Origin of the sequence: Paracoccus marinaquae (genome assembly GCF_018860165.1) — a bacterium.
GTDB lineage: Bacteria > Pseudomonadota > Alphaproteobacteria > Rhodobacterales > Rhodobacteraceae > Paracoccus > Paracoccus marinaquae.
Genome location: NZ_JAHKNG010000002.1, coordinates 50,756 through 75,425 on the forward strand (window position 1 = coordinate 50,756; position 24,670 = coordinate 75,425).

Annotated in this window: 22 protein-coding genes; 14 read left to right on the forward strand and 8 right to left on the reverse strand. The window is 65.5% G+C overall.

All coding sequences use genetic code 11. The features are described 5' to 3' along the window. The first annotated feature begins 104 nt into the window (after positions 1–104). The 6 genes from KNW02_RS01645 (at position 105) to phoB (ending at position 6,277) form a co-directional block, all read left to right on the forward strand. Positions 105–1,145 (forward strand): substrate-binding domain-containing protein, encoded by a 1,041-nt coding sequence (locus KNW02_RS01645; RefSeq protein WP_216031517.1) that lies wholly within the window; start codon positions 105–107, stop codon positions 1,143–1,145. Between the two features lie 66 nt (positions 1,146–1,211). Continuing rightward, positions 1,212–2,669: a phosphate ABC transporter permease subunit PstC gene (gene pstC / locus KNW02_RS01650; protein WP_216031518.1), complete on the forward strand. Its 1,458-nt coding sequence runs from the start codon at positions 1,212–1,214 to the stop codon at positions 2,667–2,669. Continuing rightward, entirely contained in the window at positions 2,666–4,021 is a 1,356-nt protein-coding gene (pstA, locus tag KNW02_RS01655; RefSeq protein ID WP_216031519.1) for a phosphate ABC transporter permease PstA, read from the forward strand. The genes pstC and pstA overlap by 4 nt, the downstream gene beginning before the upstream one ends. A gap of 21 nt (positions 4,022–4,042) precedes the next feature. Next, positions 4,043–4,840: a phosphate ABC transporter ATP-binding protein PstB gene (pstB, locus tag KNW02_RS01660; RefSeq protein WP_216031520.1), complete on the forward strand. Its 798-nt coding sequence runs from the start codon at positions 4,043–4,045 to the stop codon at positions 4,838–4,840. Positions 4,841–4,860: 20 nt separating this feature from the next. After that, positions 4,861–5,583 carry a phosphate signaling complex protein PhoU gene (gene phoU, locus KNW02_RS01665; RefSeq protein ID WP_216031521.1) on the forward strand — a complete coding sequence of 241 codons (723 nt, stop codon included), beginning with the start codon at positions 4,861–4,863 and terminating at the stop codon, positions 5,581–5,583. Between the two features lie 4 nt (positions 5,584–5,587). Beyond that, positions 5,588–6,277 (forward strand): phosphate regulon transcriptional regulator PhoB, encoded by a 690-nt coding sequence (gene phoB / locus KNW02_RS01670; RefSeq protein ID WP_216031522.1) that lies wholly within the window; start codon positions 5,588–5,590, stop codon positions 6,275–6,277. On the opposite strand, the gene KNW02_RS01675 is transcribed toward phoB, so the two are convergent. From KNW02_RS01675 to KNW02_RS01710, 8 genes are all read right to left on the reverse strand, one after another. Further along, a complete protein-coding gene (locus tag KNW02_RS01675) occupies positions 6,262–7,158 on the reverse strand; it encodes a ribokinase (RefSeq protein ID WP_216031523.1) in 897 nt (298 codons plus the stop codon). The genes phoB and KNW02_RS01675 overlap by 16 nt on opposite strands. A 110-nt stretch (positions 7,159–7,268) precedes the next feature. Continuing rightward, entirely contained in the window at positions 7,269–8,093 is an 825-nt protein-coding gene (locus KNW02_RS20805) for a cytochrome c1 (protein WP_431356730.1), read from the reverse strand. 303 nt (positions 8,094–8,396) lie between these two features. Then, on the reverse strand, positions 8,397–9,719 hold the full coding sequence (gene petB / locus KNW02_RS01685) for a cytochrome b (RefSeq protein WP_216031525.1): 1,323 nt from the start codon (positions 9,717–9,719) through the stop codon (positions 8,397–8,399). Between the two features lie 12 nt (positions 9,720–9,731). Beyond that, on the reverse strand, positions 9,732–10,292 hold the full coding sequence (gene petA / locus KNW02_RS01690; RefSeq protein WP_216031526.1) for a ubiquinol-cytochrome c reductase iron-sulfur subunit: 561 nt from the start codon (positions 10,290–10,292) through the stop codon (positions 9,732–9,734). A gap of 255 nt (positions 10,293–10,547) precedes the next feature. Then, positions 10,548–11,336: a RadC family protein gene (gene radC / locus KNW02_RS01695; protein ID WP_216031527.1), complete on the reverse strand. Its 789-nt coding sequence runs from the start codon at positions 11,334–11,336 to the stop codon at positions 10,548–10,550. Between the two features lie 46 nt (positions 11,337–11,382). After that, complete coding sequence (gene dnaJ / locus KNW02_RS01700) at positions 11,383–12,555, reverse strand: molecular chaperone DnaJ (RefSeq protein ID WP_216031528.1); 1,173 nt, start codon at positions 12,553–12,555, stop codon at positions 11,383–11,385. Positions 12,556–12,632: 77 nt separating this feature from the next. Further along, on the reverse strand, positions 12,633–14,549 hold the full coding sequence (dnaK, locus tag KNW02_RS01705) for a molecular chaperone DnaK (RefSeq protein ID WP_216031529.1): 1,917 nt from the start codon (positions 14,547–14,549) through the stop codon (positions 12,633–12,635). Between the two features lie 210 nt (positions 14,550–14,759). Next, positions 14,760–15,581, reverse strand: coding sequence for an ABC transporter permease (locus tag KNW02_RS01710; protein WP_216031530.1), 822 nt, complete (start codon positions 15,579–15,581; stop codon positions 14,760–14,762). A gap of 177 nt (positions 15,582–15,758) precedes the next feature. Here KNW02_RS01710 and cysQ point away from each other — a divergent pair, with 177 nt between their 5' ends. The 8 genes from cysQ (at position 15,759) to KNW02_RS01750 (ending at position 24,668) form a co-directional block, all read left to right on the forward strand. Further along, positions 15,759–16,556: a 3'(2'),5'-bisphosphate nucleotidase CysQ gene (gene cysQ / locus KNW02_RS01715; RefSeq protein WP_216031531.1), complete on the forward strand. Its 798-nt coding sequence runs from the start codon at positions 15,759–15,761 to the stop codon at positions 16,554–16,556. 1 nt (position 16,557) lies between these two features. Then, positions 16,558–17,358: a 3-deoxy-manno-octulosonate cytidylyltransferase gene (locus KNW02_RS01720; protein WP_216031532.1), complete on the forward strand. Its 801-nt coding sequence runs from the start codon at positions 16,558–16,560 to the stop codon at positions 17,356–17,358. Between the two features lie 181 nt (positions 17,359–17,539). Next, a complete protein-coding gene (locus KNW02_RS01725; RefSeq protein ID WP_216031533.1) occupies positions 17,540–18,436 on the forward strand; it encodes a UTP--glucose-1-phosphate uridylyltransferase in 897 nt (298 codons plus the stop codon). A gap of 3 nt (positions 18,437–18,439) precedes the next feature. After that, positions 18,440–19,426 carry a UDP-glucose 4-epimerase GalE gene (galE, locus tag KNW02_RS01730; RefSeq protein WP_216031534.1) on the forward strand — a complete coding sequence of 329 codons (987 nt, stop codon included), beginning with the start codon at positions 18,440–18,442 and terminating at the stop codon, positions 19,424–19,426. A gap of 1 nt (position 19,427) precedes the next feature. Then, a complete protein-coding gene (locus KNW02_RS01735; protein ID WP_216031535.1) occupies positions 19,428–20,477 on the forward strand; it encodes a glycosyltransferase family 2 protein in 1,050 nt (349 codons plus the stop codon). A gap of 83 nt (positions 20,478–20,560) precedes the next feature. Continuing rightward, positions 20,561–21,589, forward strand: coding sequence for a glycosyltransferase family 2 protein (locus KNW02_RS01740; RefSeq protein ID WP_216031536.1), 1,029 nt, complete (start codon positions 20,561–20,563; stop codon positions 21,587–21,589). Next, a complete protein-coding gene (locus tag KNW02_RS01745; RefSeq protein ID WP_216031537.1) occupies positions 21,586–23,274 on the forward strand; it encodes a beta-1,6-N-acetylglucosaminyltransferase in 1,689 nt (562 codons plus the stop codon). The genes KNW02_RS01740 and KNW02_RS01745 overlap by 4 nt, the downstream gene beginning before the upstream one ends. After that, a complete protein-coding gene (locus KNW02_RS01750) occupies positions 23,271–24,668 on the forward strand; it encodes a hypothetical protein (protein ID WP_216031538.1) in 1,398 nt (465 codons plus the stop codon). Before KNW02_RS01745 ends, KNW02_RS01750 begins: the two co-directional genes overlap by 4 nt. The last annotated feature ends 2 nt before the right edge of the window (positions 24,669–24,670 follow it).

Genomic DNA, 24,670 nt, shown 5'->3' on the forward strand with positions numbered 1-24,670 from the left:
TCGGGACTGTCGCAAAACTGTCATGCCTGCTTCGCAATAGTGTCACCCCCGACGCTTAGGTGACGGTCAGCCCCCAAGGGCACAGACCGACCCAGGAGAGATCCATGACATCCGTGAAATTCACCGTCTCGGCGCTGGCCGTTATTGCCGCGTCCGCGACGATGGCCTCGGCCCGCGAGAACATCCAGACCGCCGGTTCCTCGACCGTGCTGCCCTATGCGACCATCGTCGCCGAGGCCTTTGGCGAGAACTTCGACTTCCCGACCCCGGTCGTCGAATCGGGCGGCTCGGGCGCCGGCCGCAAGAAGCTGTGCGAGGGCGTGGGCGAGAACACCATCGACATCGCCAATTCGTCCAGCCGCATCTCGCAGTCGGACATCGATCTCTGCGCCTCGAACGGCGTGACCGAGATCATGGAGGTCCGCATCGGCTATGACGGCATCGTCTTCGCCAGCGACATCAATGGCGCCGAATTCGCCTTTACCCCGGCCGACTGGTTCAATGCGCTGGCCAAGGATGTCGTCGTCGACGGCGCCGTGACCGCGAACCCGAACACCAGCTGGTCGCAGGTGAATGCCAACCTGCCCGAGCAGGAAATCATGGCCTTCATCCCCGGCACCAAGCACGGCACCCGCGAAGTCTTCGACGACAAGGTGATCCTGGCCGGCTGCGAGGAATCGGGCGCCATGGCCGTCTTTGCCGAAGCCAATGGCGGCGACGAGGAAAAGGCCGAGGAAATGTGCACCGCGCTGCGCACCGACGGCGTGTCGGTCGATATCGACGGCGACTATACCGAGACCCTGGCCCGTATCGACGCCAACAAGAACGCCATCGGCGTGTTCGGTCTGTCCTTCTATCAGAACAACACCGACAAGCTGAAAGTGGCGACCATGTCGGGCGTCACGCCATCGACCGAATCGATCGCCTCGGGCGAATATCCGGTTTCGCGCCCGCTGTTCTTCTACGTCAAGAACGCGCATCTGGGCGTGATCCCCGGCCTGCAGGAATATGTCGAGTTCTTCGTGTCCGATGACATGGCCGGCCCGAACGGCCCGCTGGCCGATTACGGTCTGGTGTCCGACCCGGAACTGGCCGCGACGCAGGAAATGGTTGCGAGCGGCACCCCGATGGGTCCGCTGCAGTAATCCCTGCCGAACAAGCTGGGGCGACGGCCGGTCCGTCGCCCCGTCCCCAACTCTCACAGGTATCCCATGAGCATTGGCCTTCTTCTGCTGATCGTGGTCGGCTTGGGTGTGATCGGCTATTTTCTGGGCCGCCGCCGGGCACTGGCCAGCGTTTCCGGCGACCCGCGCCGCCTGCATTCCCTGCCCAGCCAGTACGGGCAGTCGGTTTTCCTGTTCACCGTGGTGCCTGCGCTGCTGCTGCTGGTCGTCTGGCTGATGGCCCAGCCGCAGGTGATTGACCGGCAGGTGCGCGGCATGGTCGCCGCCGACGGCTCCGAAGGGGCCGCGCTGTCGCTGAAGATGGCCGATGTCACCCGCATTTCGGAGGGGCTGGACGCGCTGGTTGCGCGCTCTGCCGTGACCGAGGAACAGCTGGATTCGATGCGCGCCGATTTCAGCGACATCCGTGGCCGACTGGCCGAGGTGGGGGTGGCGGTCGGCGCCGATGTCGAACCCGACGTTTTCCAGGCGGCCAAGGCACGGCGCAGCCTGGTCGGCACCAGCGCCCTCATGATGAGCCTCGCCGTGCTTGCGCTGGCCGCAGCAGGCTTCGCCTTCGCGCTGAACCGTATCGGGCCGGAATTCCGCGCGCGGAATGTCTCGGAGGCGGTCGTCATGGCGCTGCTGATCGGCTCGTCACTGGTGGCGATCCTGACCACCCTTGGCATCGTGCTGTCGCTGATCTCGGAGACGCTGCGCTTCTTTCAGGTCTATCCGGCCAGGGAGTTCTTCCTGTCGGGCGTCTGGAACCCGCAATTCCGCGGCGGCTCGGATCTGGGTATCTGGCCGCTGATCTGGGGCACGCTCTACGTGTCCTTCATCGCGCTGCTGGTGGCGGTGCCGATCGGGCTTCTGGCGGCGATCTATCTGGCCGAATATGCCGACAAGCGGGTTCGCGGCGTGGCAAAGCCGATGATCGAGATCCTCGCCGGTATTCCGACCATCGTTTACGGCCTGTTCGCGCTGATCACCGTCGGCCCGTTGCTGCGTGACTATTTCGCGCAGCCGCTGGGGCTGGGGAATTCGTCCTCCTCGGTGATGACCGCCGGCCTGGTCATGGGGGTGATGCTCATTCCCTTCGTCAGTTCGCTCTCTGATGACATCATCAATGCGGTGCCGCAGGCGATGCGCGACGGCTCTTACGGGCTGGGTGCGACCAAGTCCGAAAGCATCAGGCAGGTGATCCTGCCCGCGGCCCTGCCCGGCGTCGTCGGCGCCGTGCTTCTGGCCGCCAGCCGCGCCATCGGCGAGACGATGATCGTGGTGATGGGGGCGGGCGCGGCGGCCAAGCTGTCGCTGAACCCGTTCGAGGCGATGACCACGGTGACGGTGAAGATCGTCAGCCAGTTGACCGGTGATACCGAATTCGCCAGCCCCGAAACGCTGGTCGCCTTCGCGTTGGGTCTGACGCTGTTCGTCTTTACCCTCGGCCTCAACGTGCTGGCGCTCTACATCGTCCGCAAATATCGGGAGCAATACGAATGACCGACGCGACCGCCAACAATGTGCCCGCCTCGTCTGTCCACGGCGGATCGCTGCTGTCGCAGAATGTGCGCACGCGCCGCCGGAATGCCGCGGAACGGCGCTTTCGCCTCTATGGCGTGATCGCGATCGGCCTGTCGGTCGCGGCCCTTCTGCTGCTGGTCAGTTCGGTTCTGAACAACGGCGTCTCGGCCTTCTTTCAGACCTATGCCAAGGTCGAGGTGATGCTGGACCCCGAGGTGCTGGATCCGAAGGGCAACCGTGATCCGGCCGAGATGAGCAAGGTCACCACCATCGGCTACGGCAACCTGATGAAAGACGCCTTTCCGGCGGCGCTGCAGAAGGCGGGCATTTCCGTCGAGGGCATCACCGACAAGGAAATCGGTGACATGCTGTCGAAAGAGGCCCCGGCGCAGTTGCGCAACCGGGTCCTGGCCGATCCCGACCTGCTGGGCCAGACGATCGAATACTGGGCGCTGGCGACCGGCCGTATCGACGGCTATCTGAAGGGCCGGGTGACCATGGCCTCGGCCGAGCTGGACAGCAATGTCAGCCCGGCGCAGCTGCGGCTGGCCGACCAGATGCGCGAAGCCGACATGCTGGAAACCCGCTTCAACTGGGATTTCATCACCTTCCCCGACGCTTCGGAACTGCGTCCCGAGGCCGCGGGCCTGGGTGTAGCCATCATCGGCTCGGCCTACATGATGCTGATCGTGCTGTTTCTGGCGCTGCCGATCGGGGTCGCCGCCTCGATCTATCTTGAGGAATTCGCCCCGCAGAACCGCCTGACCGACATCATCGAGGTGAACATCTCGAACCTCGCCGCGGTGCCGTCGATCGTTTTCGGGATCCTCGGCCTCGCCGTGTTCATCAACTATGCGGGGCTGCCGGCCTCGGCACCCATCGTCGGTGGTCTGGTGCTGACGCTGATGACCCTGCCGACGATCATCATCTCGACCCGCGCGGCGCTGAAGGCTGTGCCGCCTTCGATCCGCGATGCCGCGCTTGGGGTGGGGGCATCGAAGATGCAGTCGGTCTTTCACCATGTCCTGCCGCTGGCCCTGCCCGGCATCCTGACCGGCACGATCATAGGTCTGGCGCAGGCCCTGGGCGAGACGGCGCCGCTGCTGCTGATCGGCATGGTCGCCTTCGTGCGCGACTATCCCAGCTGGCCGGTCGATGGCTTTTTCGAACCCGCCTCGGCCCTGCCGGTGCAGGTCTACAACTTCACGACGCGCGGCGATCCGGGCTTCGTCGAACGGGCCTCGGGGGCGATCATCGTCCTGCTGGTCTTCCTGCTCTGCATGAACCTGCTGGCCATCTGGTTGCGCCGCAAGTTCGAGCGTCGTTGGTAATCCGGGCCGAAGGAGGCAAATATGTACGATATAAACCGCGTGGAGAGCTCCGTGACCCAGGGCGACATCAAGATCTCGGCCAAGGACGTTCAGGTCTATTACGGCGACAAGCACGCCATCAAGGATGTGAATGTCGAAATCCTCGACAAGACCGTGACCGCCTTCATCGGCCCCTCGGGCTGCGGCAAGTCGACCTTCCTGCGCTGCATCAATCGCATGAACGACACCATTCCGATCTGCCGTGTCGAGGGCAGGATCGCGCTGGAGGGCGAGGATATCTATGACAAGCGTGTCGATCCGGTGCAGCTGCGCGCCAAGGTCGGCATGGTGTTCCAGAAGCCGAACCCCTTTCCGAAATCCATCTATGACAACGTGGCTTACGGCCCGCGCATCCATGGCCTGGCCCGGAACCGTGCCGAACTGGACGAGATCGTCGAGAAGTCGCTGCGTGGCGCGGCATTGTGGAACGAGGTCAAGGACCGCCTGGCCGAGCCGGGCACCGGCCTGTCGGGCGGGCAGCAGCAGCGCCTGTGCATCGCCCGCGCCGTGGCCACCGCGCCCGAGGTCCTGCTGATGGACGAGCCCTGCTCGGCGCTGGACCCGATCGCAACCAGCCAGGTCGAGGATCTGATCGACCAGCTTCGCGCCGATTTCTCGGTCGTGATCGTGACCCATTCGATGCAGCAGGCGGCGCGGGTCAGCCAGAAGACGGCCTTCTTCCACCTTGGCAATCTGGTGGAATATGGCAGCACGGACGATATCTTCACCAAACCGCAGGATTCGCGGACCGAGGCCTATATCTCGGGCCGGATCGGCTGACGGGCAGGGAGGCAGGCAGGATGAACCGGGACAAACATATCTCTTCGGCGTTCGACCGCGATCTGGAAACGATCCAGGCGCAGGTCGTCAAGATGGGCGGCATGGTCGAGGCGGCGATCAACGACGCCGCCGTCGCGCTGGAGAATCGCGACGAGGATCTGGCCGAACAGGTCCGTCGCCGCGACAAGGCGATCGACGCGCTCGAGGCCGATATCAACGAAGAGGCGGCGCGGCTGATCGCGCTGCGGGCGCCCACGGCGACCGATCTGCGCATGGTGCTGGCGGTCATCAAGATCAGCGCCTCGCTCGAGCGGGTGGGCGACTATGCCAAGAACATGGCCAAGCGTACCGAGGTGCTGTCGCATCTGCCCAATATTGTGGGTTCGGGGATCGCCCTGCGCCGGATGAGCGTGGCGGTCAACCGGATGCTGCAGGACGCGCTGGACAGCTATATCCGCCGCGATGCCCAGCTGGCCGAGGATGTCCGCCAGCGCGATCTGGAAGTGGACCAGATGTATAACGCGCTGTTCCGCGAGTTCCTGACCCACATGATGGAGGATCCGCGCAACATCACCTCGTGCATGCATCTGCATTTCATCGCCAAGAACACCGAACGGATGGGCGATCATGCGACCTCGATTGCCGAACAGGTGATCTATCTGGTGACGGGCGAATTGCCCGACGATGCGCGCCCCAAGTCGAACGCCGTTCCCACTGCCGGCGCGGAATCGACCGAGGTCTGACCGGATGGTGCGACAATCACCCTGTGTTCTGGTCGTCGAGGACGAGGGCGCGCAGCGCGAGGTGTTGCAATACAACCTCGAGGCCGAAGGCTTCGAGGTTGTGGTTGCGGACAATGGCGAGGACGCGCTGCTGCTGGTGCAGGAGGAACAGCCCGACCTGATGGTTCTGGACTGGATGCTGCCGCGGGTCAGCGGCATCGAGGTCTGCCGTCAGGTCAAGGCCGATCCGGCGACGCGCTCGATCCCGATCATCATGCTGTCGGCGCGGGGCGAGGAGGGCGACCGGGTGCGGGGGCTGGAAACCGGTGCCGACGACTATGTGGTCAAGCCCTATTCGGTGGTCGAACTGATGGCGCGGCTGCGGACCCAGCTGCGCCGCACCCGCCCGGCCAGCATGGGCGAAAGGCTCAGCTTCGGGGATATCATCCTTGATGCCGCCGAGCATCGCGTGTTCCGCGCCGGCCAGCCGCTGCATCTGGGGCCGACCGAGTTCCGGCTGCTCAGCACGCTGATGGAAAAGCCGGGCCGGGTCTGGACGCGCGAGCAGTTGCTGGACCGGGTCTGGGGGCGTGACATCTATGTCGATACGCGGACCATCGACGTGCATGTCGGCCGGCTGCGCAAGGCGCTGATGCAGAATGGCGGCGACAATCCGGTTCGCACCGTGCGCGGCACCGGCTATGCCCTGGGCTGAGGCCGGGCCGGCCTTCGACCCAGAAAGTCCAGAACCTCGGCCCGATCCGGGATCGCGTCGCCCGCACCCTTGCGGGTGACCTTCAGTGCCGCCGCCGCCGAGGCCATGTGCAGGGCTTCGGGCACGGTTTCCCGGCGATCCAGCGCCGCGGCGAAATAGCCGGCGAAGGTGTCGCCGGCGCCGGTCGTATCCACCGCCTGCACCGGAAAGGCCGGCTGCCGGTCGATCTGCCCCGTTCGCAGGTCGCGATACTCGGCCCCCTTGCTGCCGCGGGTGACCAGCAGCCCCTCCACCGGCAACTCGCCCGGGATCTCGCGGAAAAGCTGCTCGGCCTCGCCCTCGTTCATGGCGAGAATCGAGGCATGGGGCAGAACCTGCCGCAGGGCCGCAATCTCGAAGGGGGCGGCGGAATAGAGGACCCGCGCCCCGGCCGCACGGGCGATGCGGGCGGCCTCGACCTGACAGTTGGTCTCGTTCTGGATCAGCAGCAGATCCCGCCCGGTGATCCGGCCCAGGGTCCGCGACAGGTCCGCCTCGTCAATGGCCCGGTTGGCGCCGGCATGGATCACGATCGAGTTCTCGCCGGCGCCGTCCACCAGGATGATCGCATGGCCGGTGGCCAGATCCGGCCGGCGCTGCAGGTCGGCGGTGCCGACGCCGGCATCGCGCAGGCGTTCGATCACCCAGTCGTCGCCCGGTCCCATGGCGCCGATATGCCGGACCTCGGCCCCGGCCCGGGCCGCCGCGACCGACTGGTTCGCGCCCTTGCCACCCAGACCGACCGAATGATGCCGCGCGGCAATGGTCTCGCCGGGCCGGGGCAGGTGGTCCAGCCGGTAGACGTGATCGATATTGATCGAGCCCAGGTTCCAGATCGCCATTCTCGCCCCTCCTGTCGCGGCCTAACTGACGGGTGCGCGCGGGGCTTGTCCAGCAACGAAAAAACGCGCCCCGAAGGGCGCGTTTCGTTGCCTTGCAGTCTGGAACCGGCTCAGCTTCCGAGATGCTTGCCCTTGTGGGGCGCCCAGAGCCGCTTGTTGGTCAGATAAAGCAGCGCGGTCAGCACGATCAGGAACAGCACCGAGACAAGGCCGACCTGCTTGCGGTCCATCATCTTCGGCTCGGCCGTCCACATCAGGAAGGCCGAAACGTCGCGGGCCATCTGGTCGACGGTGGCCGGGGTGCCGTCCTCATAGGTGACCAGATCGTCCGACAGCGGCGCCGGCATGGCGATATAGCCGCCCGAGAAGGCGGTGTTCTGGTAGAAAACGCTGCCCGCCTGTTCCATCTCCTCGCCGGTATAGTCGGTCAGGATGGCATGGATGTATTCCGGGCCGCCAATGCCGTTGAACAGCTGGCTCATGCCGGTGCCGTAGGGGCCGTGGAAGCCCGCCCGTGCCTTGGCCATCAGCGACAGGTCCGGTCCCATGCCATCGCCCGAAATCGCCGGGAAATGGTCGGTCGGCAGGCGCGGACGCTCTTCGTCGGTTTCCGGGTCCAGAACCTCGGTCAGGCCGGCCGCATAGGCGCGGACCTGGTTTTCGGGCAGGGCGGGGCCGCCCTCGTCCGCGAGGGTGCGGATCGGCACGAATTTCAGGCCGTGGCAGGCCGAGCAGACCTCGGTATAGACCTGCAACCCGCGCTGCAACTGGAACTGGTCATACTTGCCGAAGGGGCCTTCGAAGCTGAACGCGATGTCCTCGATATGGGCTTCGGCTTCCTCTTCGCCGGCTTCTTCCTCGGCCGCGGCCTCTTCTTCCTCACCGGTGGTTTCACCCTCGGCGACGGTCGGCTCGGCAGCCTCTTCCGCTTCGATTGCGGTTTCGGCGGCCTCGCCGGAAGGCTCCTGTTCCTCCGCGGCGGTCACTTCCGCCGCCGGGGCATCCTCCGCCGGCGCGGCTTCGTCCTGAAGCACTTCCTCGGCTTCGGGCTGATCGGCGGATTGCTCCGGCGACAGCTCTTCCGTGGCCTCCTGCGCGATCGCCTGGCTGCTGACGGCCTCGTCAGCAGCCGGTTCGGTCGGTGCGCTTTCCTGCGCCAGGGCAAAGCCGGCCGCAGAGATCGTCAGGGCCGCGACGGCCGTGAGCGTCTTGGTTCTCAGGGTCATTGATGGCTCTCCTTACTCGGCAGGCTGCGCTTTGGCGCCATAGTGATCGTCGAAGTCCGCCTCGATGGTGGTCGGCATCGCTTCGGGCTTCTCGATCACGCCCAGCAGCGGCAGGATCACCAGGAAATAGGCGAACCAGTAGGCCGCGCCGGCAAGGGCGATATAGGGATAGATCCCCTCGGCGGGCATCGCGCCGGCCCAGGTCAGGATCACGAAGTTCGCCGCGAACAGCCAGAACCACCACTTGAACTGCGGGCGATAGCGGCCCGAGCGCACGCGGCTGGTATCAAGCCAGGGCACCAGCGCCAGGACCACGATCGCGCCGAACATGGCGATGACCCCGAAGAACTTGGCGTCGATGATGCCGAAGCTCAGCCATTCGACCAGCATCACCACCCAGACATCGGCGGTGAAGGCGCGCAGGATCGCGTAGAAGGGCAGGAAATACCATTCCGGCACGATATGCGCGGGCGTCGAAAGCGGGTTCGCCTCGATATAGTTGTCGGGGTGGCCCAGATAGTTCGGCATGAAGCCGACGATGGCGAAGAACACCACCAGCACGATGCCAAGCGCGAACAGGTCCTTGATGACGAAATAGGGCCAGAAGGGCAGGGTGTCCTTCTTCGCCTCTTCCTTGCTGGTGCGGCGCACCTCGACCCCGGTCGGGTTGTTGTTGCCGGTGGTGTGGAAGGCCCAGATATGGACCACGACCAGCGCCGCGATCACGAAGGGCAGCAGGTAATGCAGCGAGAAGAAGCGGTTCAGCGTGGCATTGTCCACTGCCGGCCCGCCCAGAAGCCAGGTCTGGATCGAGGGGCCGATGCCGGGGATCGCGCCGAACAGGCCGGTGATGACCGTGGCGCCCCAGAAGGACATCTGCCCCCAAGGCAGCACATAGCCCATGAAGGCGGTGCCCATCATGCACAGATAGATCAGCATGCCGACGATCCAGGTCACTTCGCGCGGGGCCTTGTAGCTGCCGTAGTAGAGGCCGCGGAAGATGTGGATATAGACCGCCAGGAAGAACAGCGAGGCGCCGTTGGCGTGCAGGTAACGCAGCATGTAGCCGCCGTTCACGTTGCGCATGATGTGTTCGACGCTGGCGAAGGCCATGTCGACATGCGGCGTGTAATGCATCACCAGAACGATGCCGGTGATGATCTGCAGCGCCAGGCAGAAGGCCAGGACGATGCCCCAGATCCACCACCAGTTCAGGTTCTTGGGCGTCGGGATCATCAGCGTGTCATAGACAAGGCTGACCACCGGAAGACGGCGGTGCAGCCATTTCTCGAAGCCCGATCCGGGCTCGTAATGGTCGTGTGGAATACCGGCCATGTGGTGCCCTCCTCAGCCCAGCTTGATGGTGGTGTCGTCGACGAATTCGGCGACCGGGATATACAGGTTCTCGGGCGCCGGACCCCTGCGGATACGCCCCGAGGTGTCGTAATGCGAGCCGTGGCAGGGGCAGAACCAGCCGCCGAAATCACCGGAACCCTCGCCGATGGGAACGCAGCCCAGATGCGTGCAGACGCCGATCATCACCAGCCATTCGCCGGCCTCGTCCATGACCCGGTTCTGGTCGGTGGCGGGCTCGCCCGGCTTGTTGGCATTCTCGGCGTTCTGGTCGATCAGATCGCCCAGATCGACGGCGCGCGCGGCCTCGATTTCCTCGGTGGTCCGGCGACGGATGAACACCGGCTTGCCCAGCCATTTCACGGTCAGCTGAGTCCCGACCTCGACGCCACTGATATCGACCTGAATCGAGGACAGCGCCTGGACGTCTGCCGAGGGGTTCATCTGGTTCACAAGCGTCCAGGCGGCGGCACCGGCGGCCACCGTGCCTGCACCCGCCGTGGCATAGTAGAGGAAATCCCTCCGGGTGCCTACGTGGTCATCTGCGTGGGACACGGGTCATACTCCATTTCGGGCCGGAAGCCCGGCCGATACGACTTTCGGGGCTGCAAGAGAATGCAACCTTCGCGTCGCGGTTCTAGCCTTCAAAAATCTGTCAGTCCAGCCGATAACCCGGCGCCGCGCGCTTCATGTGGCCGCATCTGTTGGATTTATGTCGCGTGGTCCCCGCCGCGACGGGCGCCGCAGGTCATGCGGCGGCGGTCCGGTTTTTCGCGCCATGACAGCGGTCACATCAGCCAGATCAAGGACTCAGAGCAGGCCCTCCGCGCGAAAACTGAGTTCGCGTGATCTGCCGATGATGATGTGGTCGTGGATGGTGATGCCCATGCTGTCCGCCGCCTGGGCGATGCGGGCGGTCATGGCGATATCGGCCTCCGAGGGTGTCGGATCGCCTGATGGGTGATTATGCACCAGAATCAGCGCCGAGACGTTCAGTTCGAGGGCGCGGCGGATGATTTCGCGCGGATAGACGGGGACGTGATCGACGGTGCCGCGGCCCTGTTCCTCATCTGCGATCAGCACGTTCCTGCGGTCCAGATACAGCACCCGGAACTGCTCGGTCTCGCGATGTGCCATGGTCGTGTGGCAATAATCCAGCAGCGCCTGCCATCCCGACAGCGCCGGGCGGTTCATCACCCGCGCGCGGGCAAGCCTCTGGGCCGCGGCCTCGATGATCTTCATCTCCACCACCACGGCGGGGCCGACGCCTTCGACCTCCTGCAGGCGCGGGGCGGGCGCGGTCAGCACCCGGTTGAAATCGCCGAATCGGTCGATCAGGCGCCGGGCCAGAGGCTTGACATCCTGTCGCGGGATGGCGCGGAACAGGACCAGTTCAAGCAATTCGTAATCGGGCATCGCGGCGGCGCCGCCCTGCAGGAACCGTTCGCGCAGCCGCGCCCGGTGATCGGCCAGATAGGAGGGGGGCGCCTTGCCGCCCTGACCCACCGGCCGCATGACCGGACCCGGCGCCGCCACATCGTCGGGGGCGGGGGCAAAGAGGGGCAGGGGCGTTTCGCCAAGCGCGCGATTCGGGTCCATGCGCGCAGCATGGCGCGCAAGCGGTGAAGAAACGGTAAACGCGGCCTCAGCTGGTCATGTCGTCCCAGAAGCCCTTGACCTTGCGGAAGAAGCTGTCCGATTGCGGGCTGTTGTCGGCCTTCTCGGCGTCGAATTCCCGCAGCAGCTCGCGCTGCCGGGCGGTCAGGTTCACCGGCGTCTCGACGACCAGTTCGATCAGCATGTCGCCGGCTTCGCCATTGGCACCGGCTCCGTGGCGCAGGGGCGGCATGCCCTTGCCGCGCAGCCGCATCTGCCGTCCGGACTGGCTGCCCGCGGGCACCTTCACCCGCGCCCTGCCGCCATCGATGGTCGGGACCTCGACCTCGCCGCCAAGGGCGGCGATGGCCATGCCGACCGGCACCTGACAGGCCAGCGTCTTGCCGTCGCGCAGGAAAATCTCGTGTTCGCGGATCTCGATGAAGATATAGAGATCGCCCGACGGGCCGCCGCGCAGTCCGGCCTCGCCCTCGCTGGCAAGCCGGATACGGGTGCCGGTCTCGACCCCGGCGGGGATATTGACCGACAGCGTGCGCTCGCGCTCGACCCGGCCGGCGCCGTGGCAGGCCTTGCAGGGATTCTTGACGATCTGGCCTTGGCCACCGCAGGTCGGGCAGGTGCGCTCGACCGTGAAAAAGCCCTGCTGGGCGCGGACCTTGCCCATGCCGGCGCAGGTCGGACAATTGGCGGGCTGGGTCGCGCCTTCGGCGCCGGTGCCCTGGCATTCGGTGCAGGAGACCGAGCCGGGAACCTGAATGGTCTTCTGCAGCCCGGCATAGGCCTCTTCCAGCGACACCCGCAGATTATAGCGCAGATCCTGCCCGCGTTGGGCGCGCGCCCGGCCGCCGCCGCCCCCGCCGCGCCGGTTGCCCATCATGTCGCCGAACAGATCCTCGAACACATCGGCGAAGGCCGTGCCAAAATCGCCCGGATGGGCGCCGCGGCCGCCGAAGCCGCCATTGCCCATGCCGCCATTCTCGAAGGCGGCGTGGCCAAAGCGGTCATAGGCCGCCTTCTTCTGGCCGTCCTTCAGGCAGTCATAGGCTTCGTTGACTTCCTTGAAGCGCGCCTCGGCCTGAGTGTCATCCTTGTTGCGGTCGGGATGAAGCTCTTTCGCCTTGCTGCGATAAGCCTTCTTGATTTCGTCCGTCGAGGCCCCGCGCGTGACACCCAGAACCTCGTAATAGCAGCGCTTGGCCATCTCGTTTCCTGTTCATCTCCCCCAAGCAAGCGGCCGGCCCGCGATCCGCGGGCCGGCCCCAAGGGGTGCGGCCCGGATCAGCCGCGTTTGTTGTCGTCGCCGAGATCCTCGAAATCGGCGTCCACGATGTCGTCGTCGACATCGCGCGGCGAGTCGGCATCCTGATCGGCGCTTTCGGCATCATCCTGCTGCGCCTTGTAGATCGCCTCGCCCAGCCGCATCGAGGCGTCCATCAGGTTCTGGATGCCCGACTTGATCTTGCCGGCATCCTCGGATTTCAGCGCCTCTTCCAGCGCGCCGATGGCCAGTTCGATCGCCTCGACGGTCGAGCCGTCCACCTTCTCGCCATGCTCTTCCAGCGACTTCTTGGTCGAGTGGATCAGGCCTTCGGCCTGGTTTCTGGCCTCGACCAGTTCGCGGCGGCCCTTGTCGGCCTCGGCGTTTTCCTCGGCATCCTTCACCATCCGATCGATATCCTCGTCGGACAGCCCGCCCGAAGCCTGGATGGTGATGTTCTGCTCCTTGCCGGTGCCCTTGTCCTTGGCGGAAACCGACACGATGCCGTTGGCGTCGATGTCGAAGGTCACCTCGATCTGCGGCAGGCCGCGCGGCGCGGGCGGAATGTCCTCGAGGTTGAACTGGCCAAGAAGCTTGTTGTCCGCGGCCATCTCGCGCTCGCCCTGGAAGACCCGGATCGTGACCGCGTTCTGGTTGTCCTCGGCGGTCGAGAAGATCTGGCTCTTCTTGGTCGGGATGGTGGTGTTGCGGTCGATCAGCCGGGTAAAGACACCGCCCAGCGTCTCGATGCCGAGGCTCAGCGGGGTAACGTCCAGCAGCACCACGTCCTTGACATCGCCCTGCAGCACGCCGGCCTGAATGGCGGCGCCGAGGGCCACGACCTCATCGGGGTTCACGCCCTTGTGGGGTTCCTTGCCGAAAAACTCGCTGACCTCCTGGATGACCTTCGGCATCCGGGTCATGCCGCCCACCAGAACCACCTCGTCGATTTCGGCCTTGGAGACGCCGGCATCCTTCAGCGCGTCGGCGACCGGCTTCATGGTCCGCTTGATCAGGTCGCCGACCAGCGATTCCAGCTTGGCGCGGGTCAGCTTCATGACCATGTGCAGCGGCGTGCCGGAATTCTTGTCCATCGAGATGAACGGCTGGTTGATCTCGGTCTGGCTGGAGGAGGAGAGTTCGATCTTGGCCTTCTCGGCAGCTTCTTTCAGGCGCTGCAGGGCCATCTTGTCGCCGGTCAGATCGACGCCATGTTCCTTTTTGAACTCCTCGGCGAGGTAGTTCACGATCCGCATGTCGAAATCCTCGCCGCCGAGGAAGGTGTCCCCGTTGGTCGATTTCACCTCGAACAGGCCGTCGTCAATCTCAAGGATGGTGATGTCGAAGGTGCCGCCGCCGAGGTCATAGACCGCGATGGTCTTGCTTTCCTTCTTGTCCAGACCATAGGCCAGCGCGGCCGCGGTCGGCTCGTTGATGATGCGCAGAACCTCAAGGCCCGCGATCTTGCCGGCATCCTTGGTCGCCTGACGCTGGGCGTCGTTGAAATAGGCCGGAACGGTGATGACGGCCTGCTTGACCTCTTCGCCCAGATAGCTTTCGGCGGTCTCCTTCATCTTCTGAAGGATCATGGCGCTGACCTGCGCCGGCGAATATTTCTCGCCGCGGACCTCGACCCAGGCGTCGCCATTGCCGCCATCGACAATGGCATAGGGGACCAGTTTCTTGTCCTTCTCGACCGCCTCGTCGCCGATGCGGCGGCCGATCAGTCGCTTGACGGCGAAGACGGTGTTGGTCGGGTTGGTCACGGCCTGACGCTTGGCGGCCTGGCCGACCAGTCGCTCGCCCTCGGTGAAGCCGACGATCGAGGGCGTGGTGCGCGCGCCTTCACTGTTCTCGATGACCTTGGGCTGGCTGCCGTCCATGATGGCGACGCAGCTGTTGGTGGTGCCCAGGTCGATGCCGATAACTTTGGACATGTATAATAACCTCTCTTGCGGCGATGTCTTGGGCCTCGGGTCCGTTGTGGCCCCCGTGGCCCGATCCCATTCTTCGATATGACCCGGAAGGCTCCGGGTGCTTCGGGGCTGTATATAGGGATGGTTTTCAGGCCCGCAAGCGTCCGCAGCGTCCAATTCGACCCGCAAATGCGGAAGAAACGGTCAGGAAGCCGCGGGAGGATCGCCCGCCTACTGCGTTGCGCCCCAGCTGATGGATTCGTATTTGCGGGTCGAGAAGTTGATCAACAGCCCCACCATCAGCGCCGCAAGCGAGAACCACAGCGCGTAAAGCGGATAGGTCTTGTGCGGCGTGTAGTTGATGAACATGTAGCCACGCTCCTGGTCGATGACGTGGAACAGCGGATTCCAGATGAACCATGGCAGCATGAAATTCGGCAGGACATTGGCCACGAACATCTTGCCCGAGGCGAACATGTTCACCCGCTGATAGATGGTGGTCAGGATCTTCGAGGTCTGGGGTGACCAGGGCCGGATGCCGAGGAAGATCAGCCCGACGCAGACACCGGAAAACCAGGCCAGCAGATACATGGCCAGACAGCCGACGGGATCGGCGATGGCGACCGGATTGACCAGCACATGATAGAGCCACAGGATCGTCAGAAAGCTGATCGTCTGGCGGTACAGTACGGCCAGCGCCGCCGCGGCGATCAGCACCGCGGGGTTCAGCGGCTCGTGCTTGATCAGCCCGCCCGAGACCGAATGGCTGTTCGAAACCGCGCCGACGGTCTGGACATGGGTCATGTACAGGAAGATGCCCGACATGATGAACATGATGAAATCCGCCCGGATCGGCGATTGGCGGATGCCGATGATCACGAACATCAGCAGGAAGGCACCGATGAAGATGCCCGATTGCAGGATGGTCAGCAGCAGGCCGACCACCGCGTTGCGATGCGCGGTGCGCAGGTCGTAGACCGTCTGGTGATAGATCAGCGACAGCGTCGTGCCTGCGGCCTCGAGGATGGTGCTGTTGCGGCGCTGGATGAACACTGGACGGATCCGCCTGTCGTTTAGTTCGTGCTGTTTCGGTCATGGCGACCGGACCGGGTGCGTCCGGCCGGGTCTGGCTGGTGCTTGCCCAACCCGCCTGCCAAGATCATAAGGGGATGGAAGCAACCGCACAATTCCGCGGTGGATGCCGGGGCGCCGGATGGGAAGGAATAGTGAATGCAATTTGATCGACTGACCGCCGAAATGCGCCGGCTTGCGCTGCAGGCCGGGGCCAGGATCATGGAGATCTATCAGGCCGAGGATTTCGAGGTGCGGGCGAAATCCGACGATTCGCCCGTGACCGAGGCCGACGAGGCCGCCGATGCGCTGATCTCGGCCGGGCTGCGGGCGGCCTTTCCCGATATCGCGCTGGTGACCGAGGAACAGGCCGCGACCCATGACCAGACGGCCACGACCTTTCTGATCGTCGATCCGCTGGACGGCACCAAGGAATTCGTCCAGCGCCGCGGCGATTTCACCGTCAACATCGCCTATGTCGAGGACGGTGTGCCGCTGCGCGGCGTGGTCTATGCGCCGGCCAAGGGCCGCCTGTTCTATACCACCGCCGATGGCCGCTCGGTCGAGGAGCGCGGCCCCTTCGGCGACGAGCCGGGCGAGACCGTGCCGGTCGGTGTGAACCCGATGCCCGACAATCGCGGGCTGATGGTGGTGGCCTCGAAATCGCACCGTGACGCCGCGACCGACGACTATATCGCGCAATATGGCGTGCGCGACATGACCAGTGCCGGCTCGTCGCTGAAATTCTGTCTGGTGGCGACCGGCGAGGCCGATCTCTATCCGCGCCTCGGCCGGACCATGGAATGGGATACGGCGGCGGGTGATGCGGTGCTGCGCGGCGCGGGGGGCGAGGTGGTGCGCTTTGACGATCACCGGCCGCTGGCCTATGGCAAGCCGGGCTTCGAGAACCCCTTCTTCATTGCCTTCGCGCCCGGTGTCCTGCTGGTGAAGGACTGAGATGTCGGTCGTCATCATCATCCCCGCGCGCCACGCCTCGACCCGCTATCCGGGCAAGCCGCTGGTCGATCTGAGGGGGGCCTCGGGCCAGCCGCGCAGCCTGATCCGGCGCAGCTGGGAGGCGGCGATGGCCGTCGCCGGTGCCGACCGGGTGATCGTGGCCACCGACGATATCCGCATCCGCGACCATGCCGAAGCCTTCGGGGCCGAGGTGGCGATGACCTCGGAAAGCTGCCGCAACGGCACCGAGCGTTGCGCCGAGGCAGTGGGCAATCTGGGTCTGTCGCCCGAGATCGTGGTCAACCTGCAGGGCGATGCGCCGCTGACCCCCGCCTGGTTCGTCGAGGATCTGGTCGCCGGGCTGCGCGCCGATCCGGCCGCCGAGGTGGCCACGCCGGTGCTGCGCTGTTCCGGGCGGATGCGCGCCGATCTGATCGCCGACCGCAGGGCCGGGCGCGTGGGCGGGACCACGGCGGTCTTCGGCCATGACCGGCAGGCGCTGTATTTCTCGAAAGAGGTGATCCCCTTTGCGGCGGGCGATGTCGCGGATGACGCGCCCAGCCCGGTCTTTCACCATGTCGGCGTCTATGCCTACCGCCCTGACGCGCTGGCCGCCTATCCCGGCTGGGACGAGGGCCGGCTGGAAAGGCTGGAAGGGCTGGAGCAGTTGCGTTTCCTCGAACGCGGCCGCCGCATCCTCTGCGTCGAGGTCGATGCGCGCGGCCGCCAGTTCTGGGAGTTGAACAACCCCGAGGACGTGCCCCGGCTTGAGGCGATGATGCGCGAGATGGGGCTCGATTGAAACGGGCTCGCCGCTATCCGAACGGGTGATGCGTCGAAATGAAGCGACCGTCTTGTTGGGGACCTGCCTGACGGATTATTGTATGGCGCGAGTCTTGCAGCCATTCGCGCTGTGAAGTGTTGTGCCATGATCGCCGCGATCATGAATGCGGTGTTCGACGTTTAAGCAAAGGTGTCAGGAAATGAGTCGCAAGGTAACCAAGGCAATCTTCCCCGTGGCTGGTCTGGGAACGCGATTTCTGCCTGCGACCAAAAGCATCCCGAAAGAAATCATGACGCTGGTCGACCGGCCGCTGATCCAATACGCGATCGACGAGGCGCGCGCAGCCGGAATCAAGGAGTTCATCTTTGTCACCTCGCGCGGCAAGGGTGCGCTGGAAGACTATTTCGATCACGCCCATGAGCTGGAATCGAGCCTGAAGAAATCGGGCAAGACCGAGCTTCTCGAGGTGCTGCGCGCCACCAACATGGAATCGGGCGCCATCGCCTATATCCGCCAGCACAAGGCCCTGGGTCTGGGCCATGCGGTCTGGTGCGCCCGCCGCCTGCTGTCCGAGGATGAGCCTTTCGCGGTGATTCTGACCGATGACGTCATCAAGGGCGAACCGCCCTGCCTGCAGCAGATGATCGAGGCCTATGGCGAGACCGGCGGCAGCATGGTTGCCACCATGGAGGTCGCGCCCGAGAAGGCGCAGGCTTACGGGGTGTTGGACATCGCCGAGGATATGGGCGCCATCGTCCGCGCGCGCGGCATGGTCGAAAAGCCGGCTCCTGGTACCGCGCCCTCGAATCTGGCGGTGATCGGCCGCTATATCCTGGCGCCGACGGTGATGCAGAACCTCAACAAGCTGAAGGCCGGTTCCGGCGGCGAGATCCAGCTGACCGATGCCATCGCGGACGAGATCGAGGCCGGGCGCGGCGTCTATGGCCTGCGCTTTCGTGGCCTGCGCTTCGATTGCGGCTCGAAGGCGGGCTTCCTGCAGGCGACCGTGGCCTTCGGGCTCGAGCGCGACGAGTTGAAGGAGGAATTTGCCGAATTCCTGCATGACATCGTGTCGATGCGCCGGGCGGCAGAGTAGCGCATGTCCGACCGGGTTCTGGTGACCGGCGGCGCCGGCTATATCGGCTCGCATGCCTGCAAGGTGCTGGCGCGGGCGGGGTATGAGCCGGTGGTGCTGGACAATCTGTCGACCGGCTGGCGCGAGGCGGTGAAGTTCGGCCCGCTGGTCGAGGCCGATCTGATGGATCGCGCCGCGCTGGATGCGGCCTTCGCCGAATACCGGCCCGTTGCCGTCCTGCATTTCGCCGCCCTCAGCCAAGTGGGCGAGGCGATGGCCGAACCGGGCAGGTACTGGCGCAACAATGTCGGCGGCTCGCTCAATCTGATCGAGGCGGCGGTGGCGGCGGGGTGCCTGGATTTCGTCTTCAGTTCGACCTGCGCCACCTATGGCGACCGCGATGGCGAGGTTCTGGACGAGGACACGCCGCAGGCGCCGCTGAACGCCTATGGCGCCTCCAAGCGCGCGATCGAGGACATGCTGGTCGATTTCGGCGCGGCCCACGGGTTGCGGCATGTCATCTTTCGCTATTTCAACGTCGGCGGCGCCGACCCCGAGGCCGAGGTCGGCGAGTTCCACCGCCCCGAGACGCATCTGATCCCGCTGATCCTCGATGCGGTGGACGGGCGGCGCGCCGCGCTGACCATCCACGGCACCGATTATCCGACGCCGGACGGCACCTGCATCCGCGACTATGTGCATGTGATGGATCTGGTCGATGCGCATGTCGCCGGGCTGGAATGGCTGCGCGCCGGCAAGGGCAGCCGGGTGTTCTGCCTCGGCACCGGTGACGGCTTCTCGGTCCGCGAGGTGGTCGAGGCGACGCGGCATGTGACCAACCGGGCCGTACCCATGCAGGACGGGCCGCGCCGAGGCGGCGATGCCGTCAAGCTGGTCTGCGGCAGCCAGCGTGCCAGGGACGAACTGGGCTGGCGGCCCGCGCGCTCGACCATGAAGCAGATGATCGGCGACGCCTGGCGCTGGCACCAGAACGGCCACTACGAGGCCTAGGGTGGCGCGCGGGCGCCTGCGCCGGGCCTGGTCGGCCTATCGCCTGCGCTGGAAACGCCGTGCGATCCTGTGGCGTGTGCTTCGCGCCGGGCGACAGTTGACGCCGCTTTGCGACCGGACCGCCGCCATTGGCCGGGGCGACATCCTGCTGTTCGCCACCCTGCGCAACGAGATCGGCCGCCTGCCCGAGTTTCTGGCCCATTACCGCGGGCTTGGCGTGGCACAGTTCCTGATCGTCGATAACGCGAGCGATGATGGCTCGGCCGAATTGCTGCGGGCCGAGGCGGATGTGTCGCTGTGGCGGGCGCAGGGCAGCTATCGCGACAGCCGCTTTGGCATGGACTGGCTGGGCGCGCTGCTGCTCCGGTACGGGCATGGCCACTGGTGCCTGACGGTCGATGCCGACGAACTGCTGGTCTATCCCGATTGCGAGCGGCGCAAGCTGCCCGACCTGACCGCGCATCTGGAGGCGCGCGGCATTCCCGGCATGGGGGCACTGATGCTGGATCTTTATCCCGGCGGTGCGCTTGACCGGGCCGAGGCGCCGGCCGGCGCGCCGCTGACCCGGCGTCTGCCGTGGTTCGATGCCGGACCCTATCGCTGCCGGATCCAGGAACCCCGGCGCAATCGCTGGGTGCAGGGCGGGGTGCGCGAACGGGTATTCTTCGCTGATCGTCCGCGGCGGGCACCGACCCTGAACAAGCTGCCGCTGATCCGCTGGCACCGGTCCTTCGCCTATGTCAACTCGACCCATTCGATGCTGCCGCCGCGGATGAACGACCTCTATGACGGCCCCGGTGATCCGCGCCTGTCGGGGGTGCTGCTGCACAGCAAGTTCCTGCCCGAAATCGTGGCGAAATCCGCCGAGGAACTGTCCCGGCGCCAGCACTTTGCCGATCCCGATGCCTATGCCGGCTACCATCGCGCCCTGACCCGGGCGCCGGTGCTGAAGGGGCCGGATTCGCTGCGCTATCAGGGCACGCGGCAGCTGCTGGATCTGGGGCTGATGGGCGCGGGCGACTGGCTGCATCCTGCCTCGCCTGATGCGTGAATTCCCTTGCCAATCTTTTCCCGAGGCCGCATGTCGGGGTCAATGATCCGATGTGCCACAAGCGATGCGGGGCGGGCCGCGCGATGATGCGTTTCAACCGATTCCGCCTGCCCGCCAGAGTTCGCCGCAGGGCCGAGCGGCAATGGCTGATCGGCCGGGCGATCCAGCGGCGGGGCGCGCTGCGCGCCGTCGCCGACCGCACTGCGGCGATCCGGCCCGCCGATATTCTGGCCTTCGTCACGCAGCGCAACGAACGGATCCGCCTGCCCTATTTCCTGGACTATTACCGCGATCTGGGCGTGCGGCATTTCCTGTTCGTGGACAATGCCAGCGACGATGGCAGCACGGACTATCTGCGCCGGCAGGAGGATGTATCGCTGTGGCGGGCCGAAGCCAGCTACAAGCGTGCGCGTTTCGGCATGGACTGGATCAACTGGCTGCTGTGGCGATACGGCCGCGATCACTGGTGCCTCAGTGTCGACCCGGACGAATTCCTGGTCTATCCGCATTGCGACTGTCGCCCGCTGGCGGCGCTGACCGACTGGCTGGATGCCTCGGGACGGCGGTCGTTTCCGGCCATGCTGCTGGACATGTATCCCCGCGGCGCGCTGGAGGACGAGACCTATCGCGAGGGCGGCAACCCGTTCGAGATCGCGGGCTGGTTCGATCCGGCCAATTACTCGATCGCCAAGAACAAGTATTACGGCAATCTGTGGATTCAGGGTGGGCCGCGCAGCCGGGCGTTCTTCTCCTACGATCCGCTTGCCGGGCCGGCGCTGAACAAGATCCCGCTGGTGAAATGGCAGCGGCGCTATGCCTATGTCAGCTCGACCCACATGCTGCTGCCGCGGGGGCTGAACCTGGTCTATGACGAGAATGGCGGCGAGATGGCCTCGGGCTGCCTGCTGCATGCCAAGTTCCTGTCCACCTTCTCCGAGAAATCCGCCGAAGAACTGGACCGCCGCCAGCACTATGCCGACAGTCAGGAATACCGCGCCTATCATGCCGGGCTGCAGGGCGGCACCCGCCTGTGGTGCAGCGAGTCCCGCGAATACCGCGACTGGCGACAGCTTGAGGATCTGGGGCTGATCTCGCGGGGGAACTGGGCATGACCGCGCCGGTCCGCCTGGGGGTGATCCTGCTCTGCCATGACCGGCTGGACGTCGCGGCGCGGATGGCGCGGATCTGGGCCGAGGGCGGGGCGCGCGTGGCCATCCATGTCGATGCCAAGACGCCGGGGGCCGAGATTGCGACCCTGCGCACCGCGCTGGCCGATCTGGAGGGTATCCTTTATTCGCGGCGCCGGCGCTGCGACTGGGGTCGCTTCAACCTGGTGCGGGCCACGCAGGACGCCGCCGAGGAACTGCTGGCGGCCTGCCCCGATCTGACCCATGTCTATCTGGCCTCGGGCGCCTGCCTGCCGCTGCGGCCGGTCGCCGAACTGGCCGCCCATCTGGCCGCCGATCCGGGCCGGGACCATATCGAAAGCGTCAGTGCGCATGATGTCGGCTGGACCGTCGGCGGGCTGAACGACGAGCGGTTCACCCTGTATTTCCCCTTCGACTGGCGGCGGCAGCGGGGACTGTTCGACCGCAGCGTCGAGTGGCAGCGCCGGTTGCGCGTGCGACGCGGGATGCCGCGCGGCATTTCGCCGCATCTGGGATCGCAATGGTGGTGCCTGACCGCGGCGACCCTGCGCGCCATCCTGACCGATCCGCGCCGGGTCGAGTTCGACCGCTATTTCCGGCTGACCTGGATCCCCGATGAAAGCTACTTCCAGACGCTGGCCCGCCGCCATTCGGTGACGATCGAAAGCCGGTCGCTGACGCTGGCCAAGTTCGATCACAAGGGGCGGCCCTATCAGCTTTATGACGATCATATCCCGATGCTCGAGGATTCGCGCTGTTTCGTGGCCCGCAAGGCATGGCCGGGCGCGACGAAGCTGCTGGCGCATTTCCCGCGCCCGCCGGCCGAGCTGCCGGATCCGGCGCCGCCCCGGCCGGCGCGGATCGAAAGGCTGATCAATCACACCGTGCGCCGCCGGGTGCTGGGGCGGCCGGGCCTCTACATGCAGAGTCGCTATCCGCGCAAGGATGCCGAGAACGGCAAGACCTCGGCGCCCTATGCGTTGTTCCAGGGCTTCAGCGACATCTTTCCGGATTTCGAGACCTGGCTGGCCGAACGGGTTCCGGGCGATGTCCATGGCCATCTGTTCGGCCCGGAACAGGTCGAATTCGCCGGTCGCCCCGAAATCGGACCGGGCGCGATCTCGTCCAACCCGCTGCTGCGCGACCATGATGCGCAGGGCTTCCTGACGGCCCTGATCCGCATCACCGGCCGGATGCAGATCTTCCAGTTCAGCCCGCGCGACAATCAGGTGCTGAACTGGTTCATCGCCACCGATCCCAACGCCCATGTCTTCGTCATTACCGGCGCATGGATGCTGCCGCTGCTGCATTCGGGCATGCCCTTCGACGATATCCGCCGCGTCAGCGCCCAGCTTCAGCGGGCCGAACTGGAACATGTCGAGGTGCTGAATTCCGTCTGGGTGAAGGCGCGGGCACAGGTGTATGAACTGGCGGATTTCCTGGCCCGGCCAGAGGTTCTGATGGGCGAGGTGCTGCGCCAGCTTGACCCGCAGGTGGTCCCGATTACCTCGCTGCCGGACATGCGCGATCCGGCGGGGCTGGCGCAACTGCTGCGCCGCCTGCGCAATTCCGGCTTGCAGCCGCGTCTGATCGGTGCCGAACTGCCGCCCGCCGATCCGCCCGGGACCGAAAGAAAGGCCGCCGAATGACCTCTGGCTTCCGCAGTTTTGTCATCTTTGCCGAGATGCGCACCGGCTCGAACCTGCTCGAGGCGACGCTGAACCGGATCAGGAAGGTCACCTGCTTTGGCGAGGCTTTCAACCCCTACATGATGGGCTGGCCCGACAAGGACGAACTTCAGGGCATTTCCCGCGAGGAGCGCGAGGCCGACCCGATGCCGCTGCTGCACAAGCTGTTGGACAAGCCGGGGCATCTGTCGGGGTTTCGCTATTTTCACGACCACGATCCGCGCGTCCTCGACGCGATCCTTGATGATCGCGGCTGCGCCAAGGTCGTTCTGACCCGCAACCCCCTGGACAGCTATGTCTCGACCCGGCTGGCATGGCAGACGAACCAGTGGAAGCTGAACGAGACCGAATCCCCGATCCCGGCCAGGATCACCTATGACGGCCCCGAGTTCCGGCAGATGCTGGCGGATGTCGAGCAGTTTCAGTTGCGGGTGATGCAGCGCCTGCAGGGCACCGGGCAAAGCGCGTTCTGGCTGGGTTACGAGGATCTGCGCGATGCCGGCGTGATGACCGGGCTTCTGCACTGGCTGGGGCGGACCGATCTCGAACGGGTGCAGCCGGCGCGCGATCAGGTGCCGCAGAACCCGCGCGAACTGGCCGAGAAGGTCGAGAATTTCGACGAGATGCAGGCGGATCTGGCGCGCCTCGACCCCTTTGAGATGCGCCGGATCCCGAATTTCGAGCCTCGCCGCGGCCCCGCCGTGCCCAGCTTCGAGGCCAGCGAGGCCGGGGCCGGACTCTTGCACATGCCGGTCCCCGGCGGTCCGACCGAGATGGTGCAGGGCTGGCTGCGGTCGCTGGGACGGGCGTCGGGCGATTTCACCCAGACAAGTCTGCGCCAGTGGAAGCGCAGGCATCCCGGCCATCGCAGCTTTTCCGTGCTGCGCCATCCGCTGCACCGGGCATGGGACGCCTTCCTGCATCTGCTGGCCGTTGCCGGCCCCGACCTGCGGCAACTGATGCGCGAGGTGTACCGGGTCAACCTGCCCGCAGACGACATGCTGACGCAGATGCAGGACGATCTCGCCGCCACGCTGTTCGCCGAGTTTCTGGATTTCATGCGCCGCAACCTGAACGGCCAGACGACGCTGCCGGTGCATCCGCATTGGGCCAGCCAGTCCGAGGTGATCGCCGGTTTCGCGCGTTTCGCCCTGCCCGACATGCTGATCCGCGAGGATCGCCTGATCGAGGAAATGGGGTTTCTCTGCGCCGGGGCCGGGATCGACGAGATGCGGTCGGATGGGCTGGCGGCCGAATCCTGGCCGGATTTCCTGTCCGATCCGCATCTTGTCGCGGCCTCGAAGGCCGCCTATCTGCGCGATCATATCGCGTTCGGATTTCCCGACCGCCCCTGACG

Coding starts and splice junctions, on each gene's coding strand:
- KNW02_RS01675 (WP_216031523.1), bottom strand. CDS start 7,158: ATGGCGATCTGGAACCTGGGCTCGATCAATATCGATCACGTCTACCGG.
- KNW02_RS01745 (WP_216031537.1), top strand. CDS start 21,586: ATGACCGCGCCGGTCCGCCTGGGGGTGATCCTGCTCTGCCATGACCGG.
- dnaK (WP_216031529.1), bottom strand. CDS start 14,549: ATGTCCAAAGTTATCGGCATCGACCTGGGCACCACCAACAGCTGCGTC.
- cysQ (WP_216031531.1), top strand. CDS start 15,759: ATGCAATTTGATCGACTGACCGCCGAAATGCGCCGGCTTGCGCTGCAG.
- pstC (WP_216031518.1), top strand. CDS start 1,212: ATGAGCATTGGCCTTCTTCTGCTGATCGTGGTCGGCTTGGGTGTGATC.
- radC (WP_216031527.1), bottom strand. CDS start 11,336: ATGGACCCGAATCGCGCGCTTGGCGAAACGCCCCTGCCCCTCTTTGCC.
- pstB (WP_216031520.1), top strand. CDS start 4,043: ATGTACGATATAAACCGCGTGGAGAGCTCCGTGACCCAGGGCGACATC.
- pstA (WP_216031519.1), top strand. CDS start 2,666: ATGACCGACGCGACCGCCAACAATGTGCCCGCCTCGTCTGTCCACGGC.
- KNW02_RS01740 (WP_216031536.1), top strand. CDS start 20,561: ATGATGCGTTTCAACCGATTCCGCCTGCCCGCCAGAGTTCGCCGCAGG.
- galE (WP_216031534.1), top strand. CDS start 18,440: ATGTCCGACCGGGTTCTGGTGACCGGCGGCGCCGGCTATATCGGCTCG.
- petB (WP_216031525.1), bottom strand. CDS start 9,719: ATGGCCGGTATTCCACACGACCATTACGAGCCCGGATCGGGCTTCGAG.
- KNW02_RS01645 (WP_216031517.1), top strand. CDS start 105: ATGACATCCGTGAAATTCACCGTCTCGGCGCTGGCCGTTATTGCCGCG.
- KNW02_RS01750 (WP_216031538.1), top strand. CDS start 23,271: ATGACCTCTGGCTTCCGCAGTTTTGTCATCTTTGCCGAGATGCGCACC.
- KNW02_RS01720 (WP_216031532.1), top strand. CDS start 16,558: ATGTCGGTCGTCATCATCATCCCCGCGCGCCACGCCTCGACCCGCTAT.
- phoU (WP_216031521.1), top strand. CDS start 4,861: ATGAACCGGGACAAACATATCTCTTCGGCGTTCGACCGCGATCTGGAA.
- phoB (WP_216031522.1), top strand. CDS start 5,588: ATGGTGCGACAATCACCCTGTGTTCTGGTCGTCGAGGACGAGGGCGCG.
- KNW02_RS01725 (WP_216031533.1), top strand. CDS start 17,540: ATGAGTCGCAAGGTAACCAAGGCAATCTTCCCCGTGGCTGGTCTGGGA.
- dnaJ (WP_216031528.1), bottom strand. CDS start 12,555: ATGGCCAAGCGCTGCTATTACGAGGTTCTGGGTGTCACGCGCGGGGCC.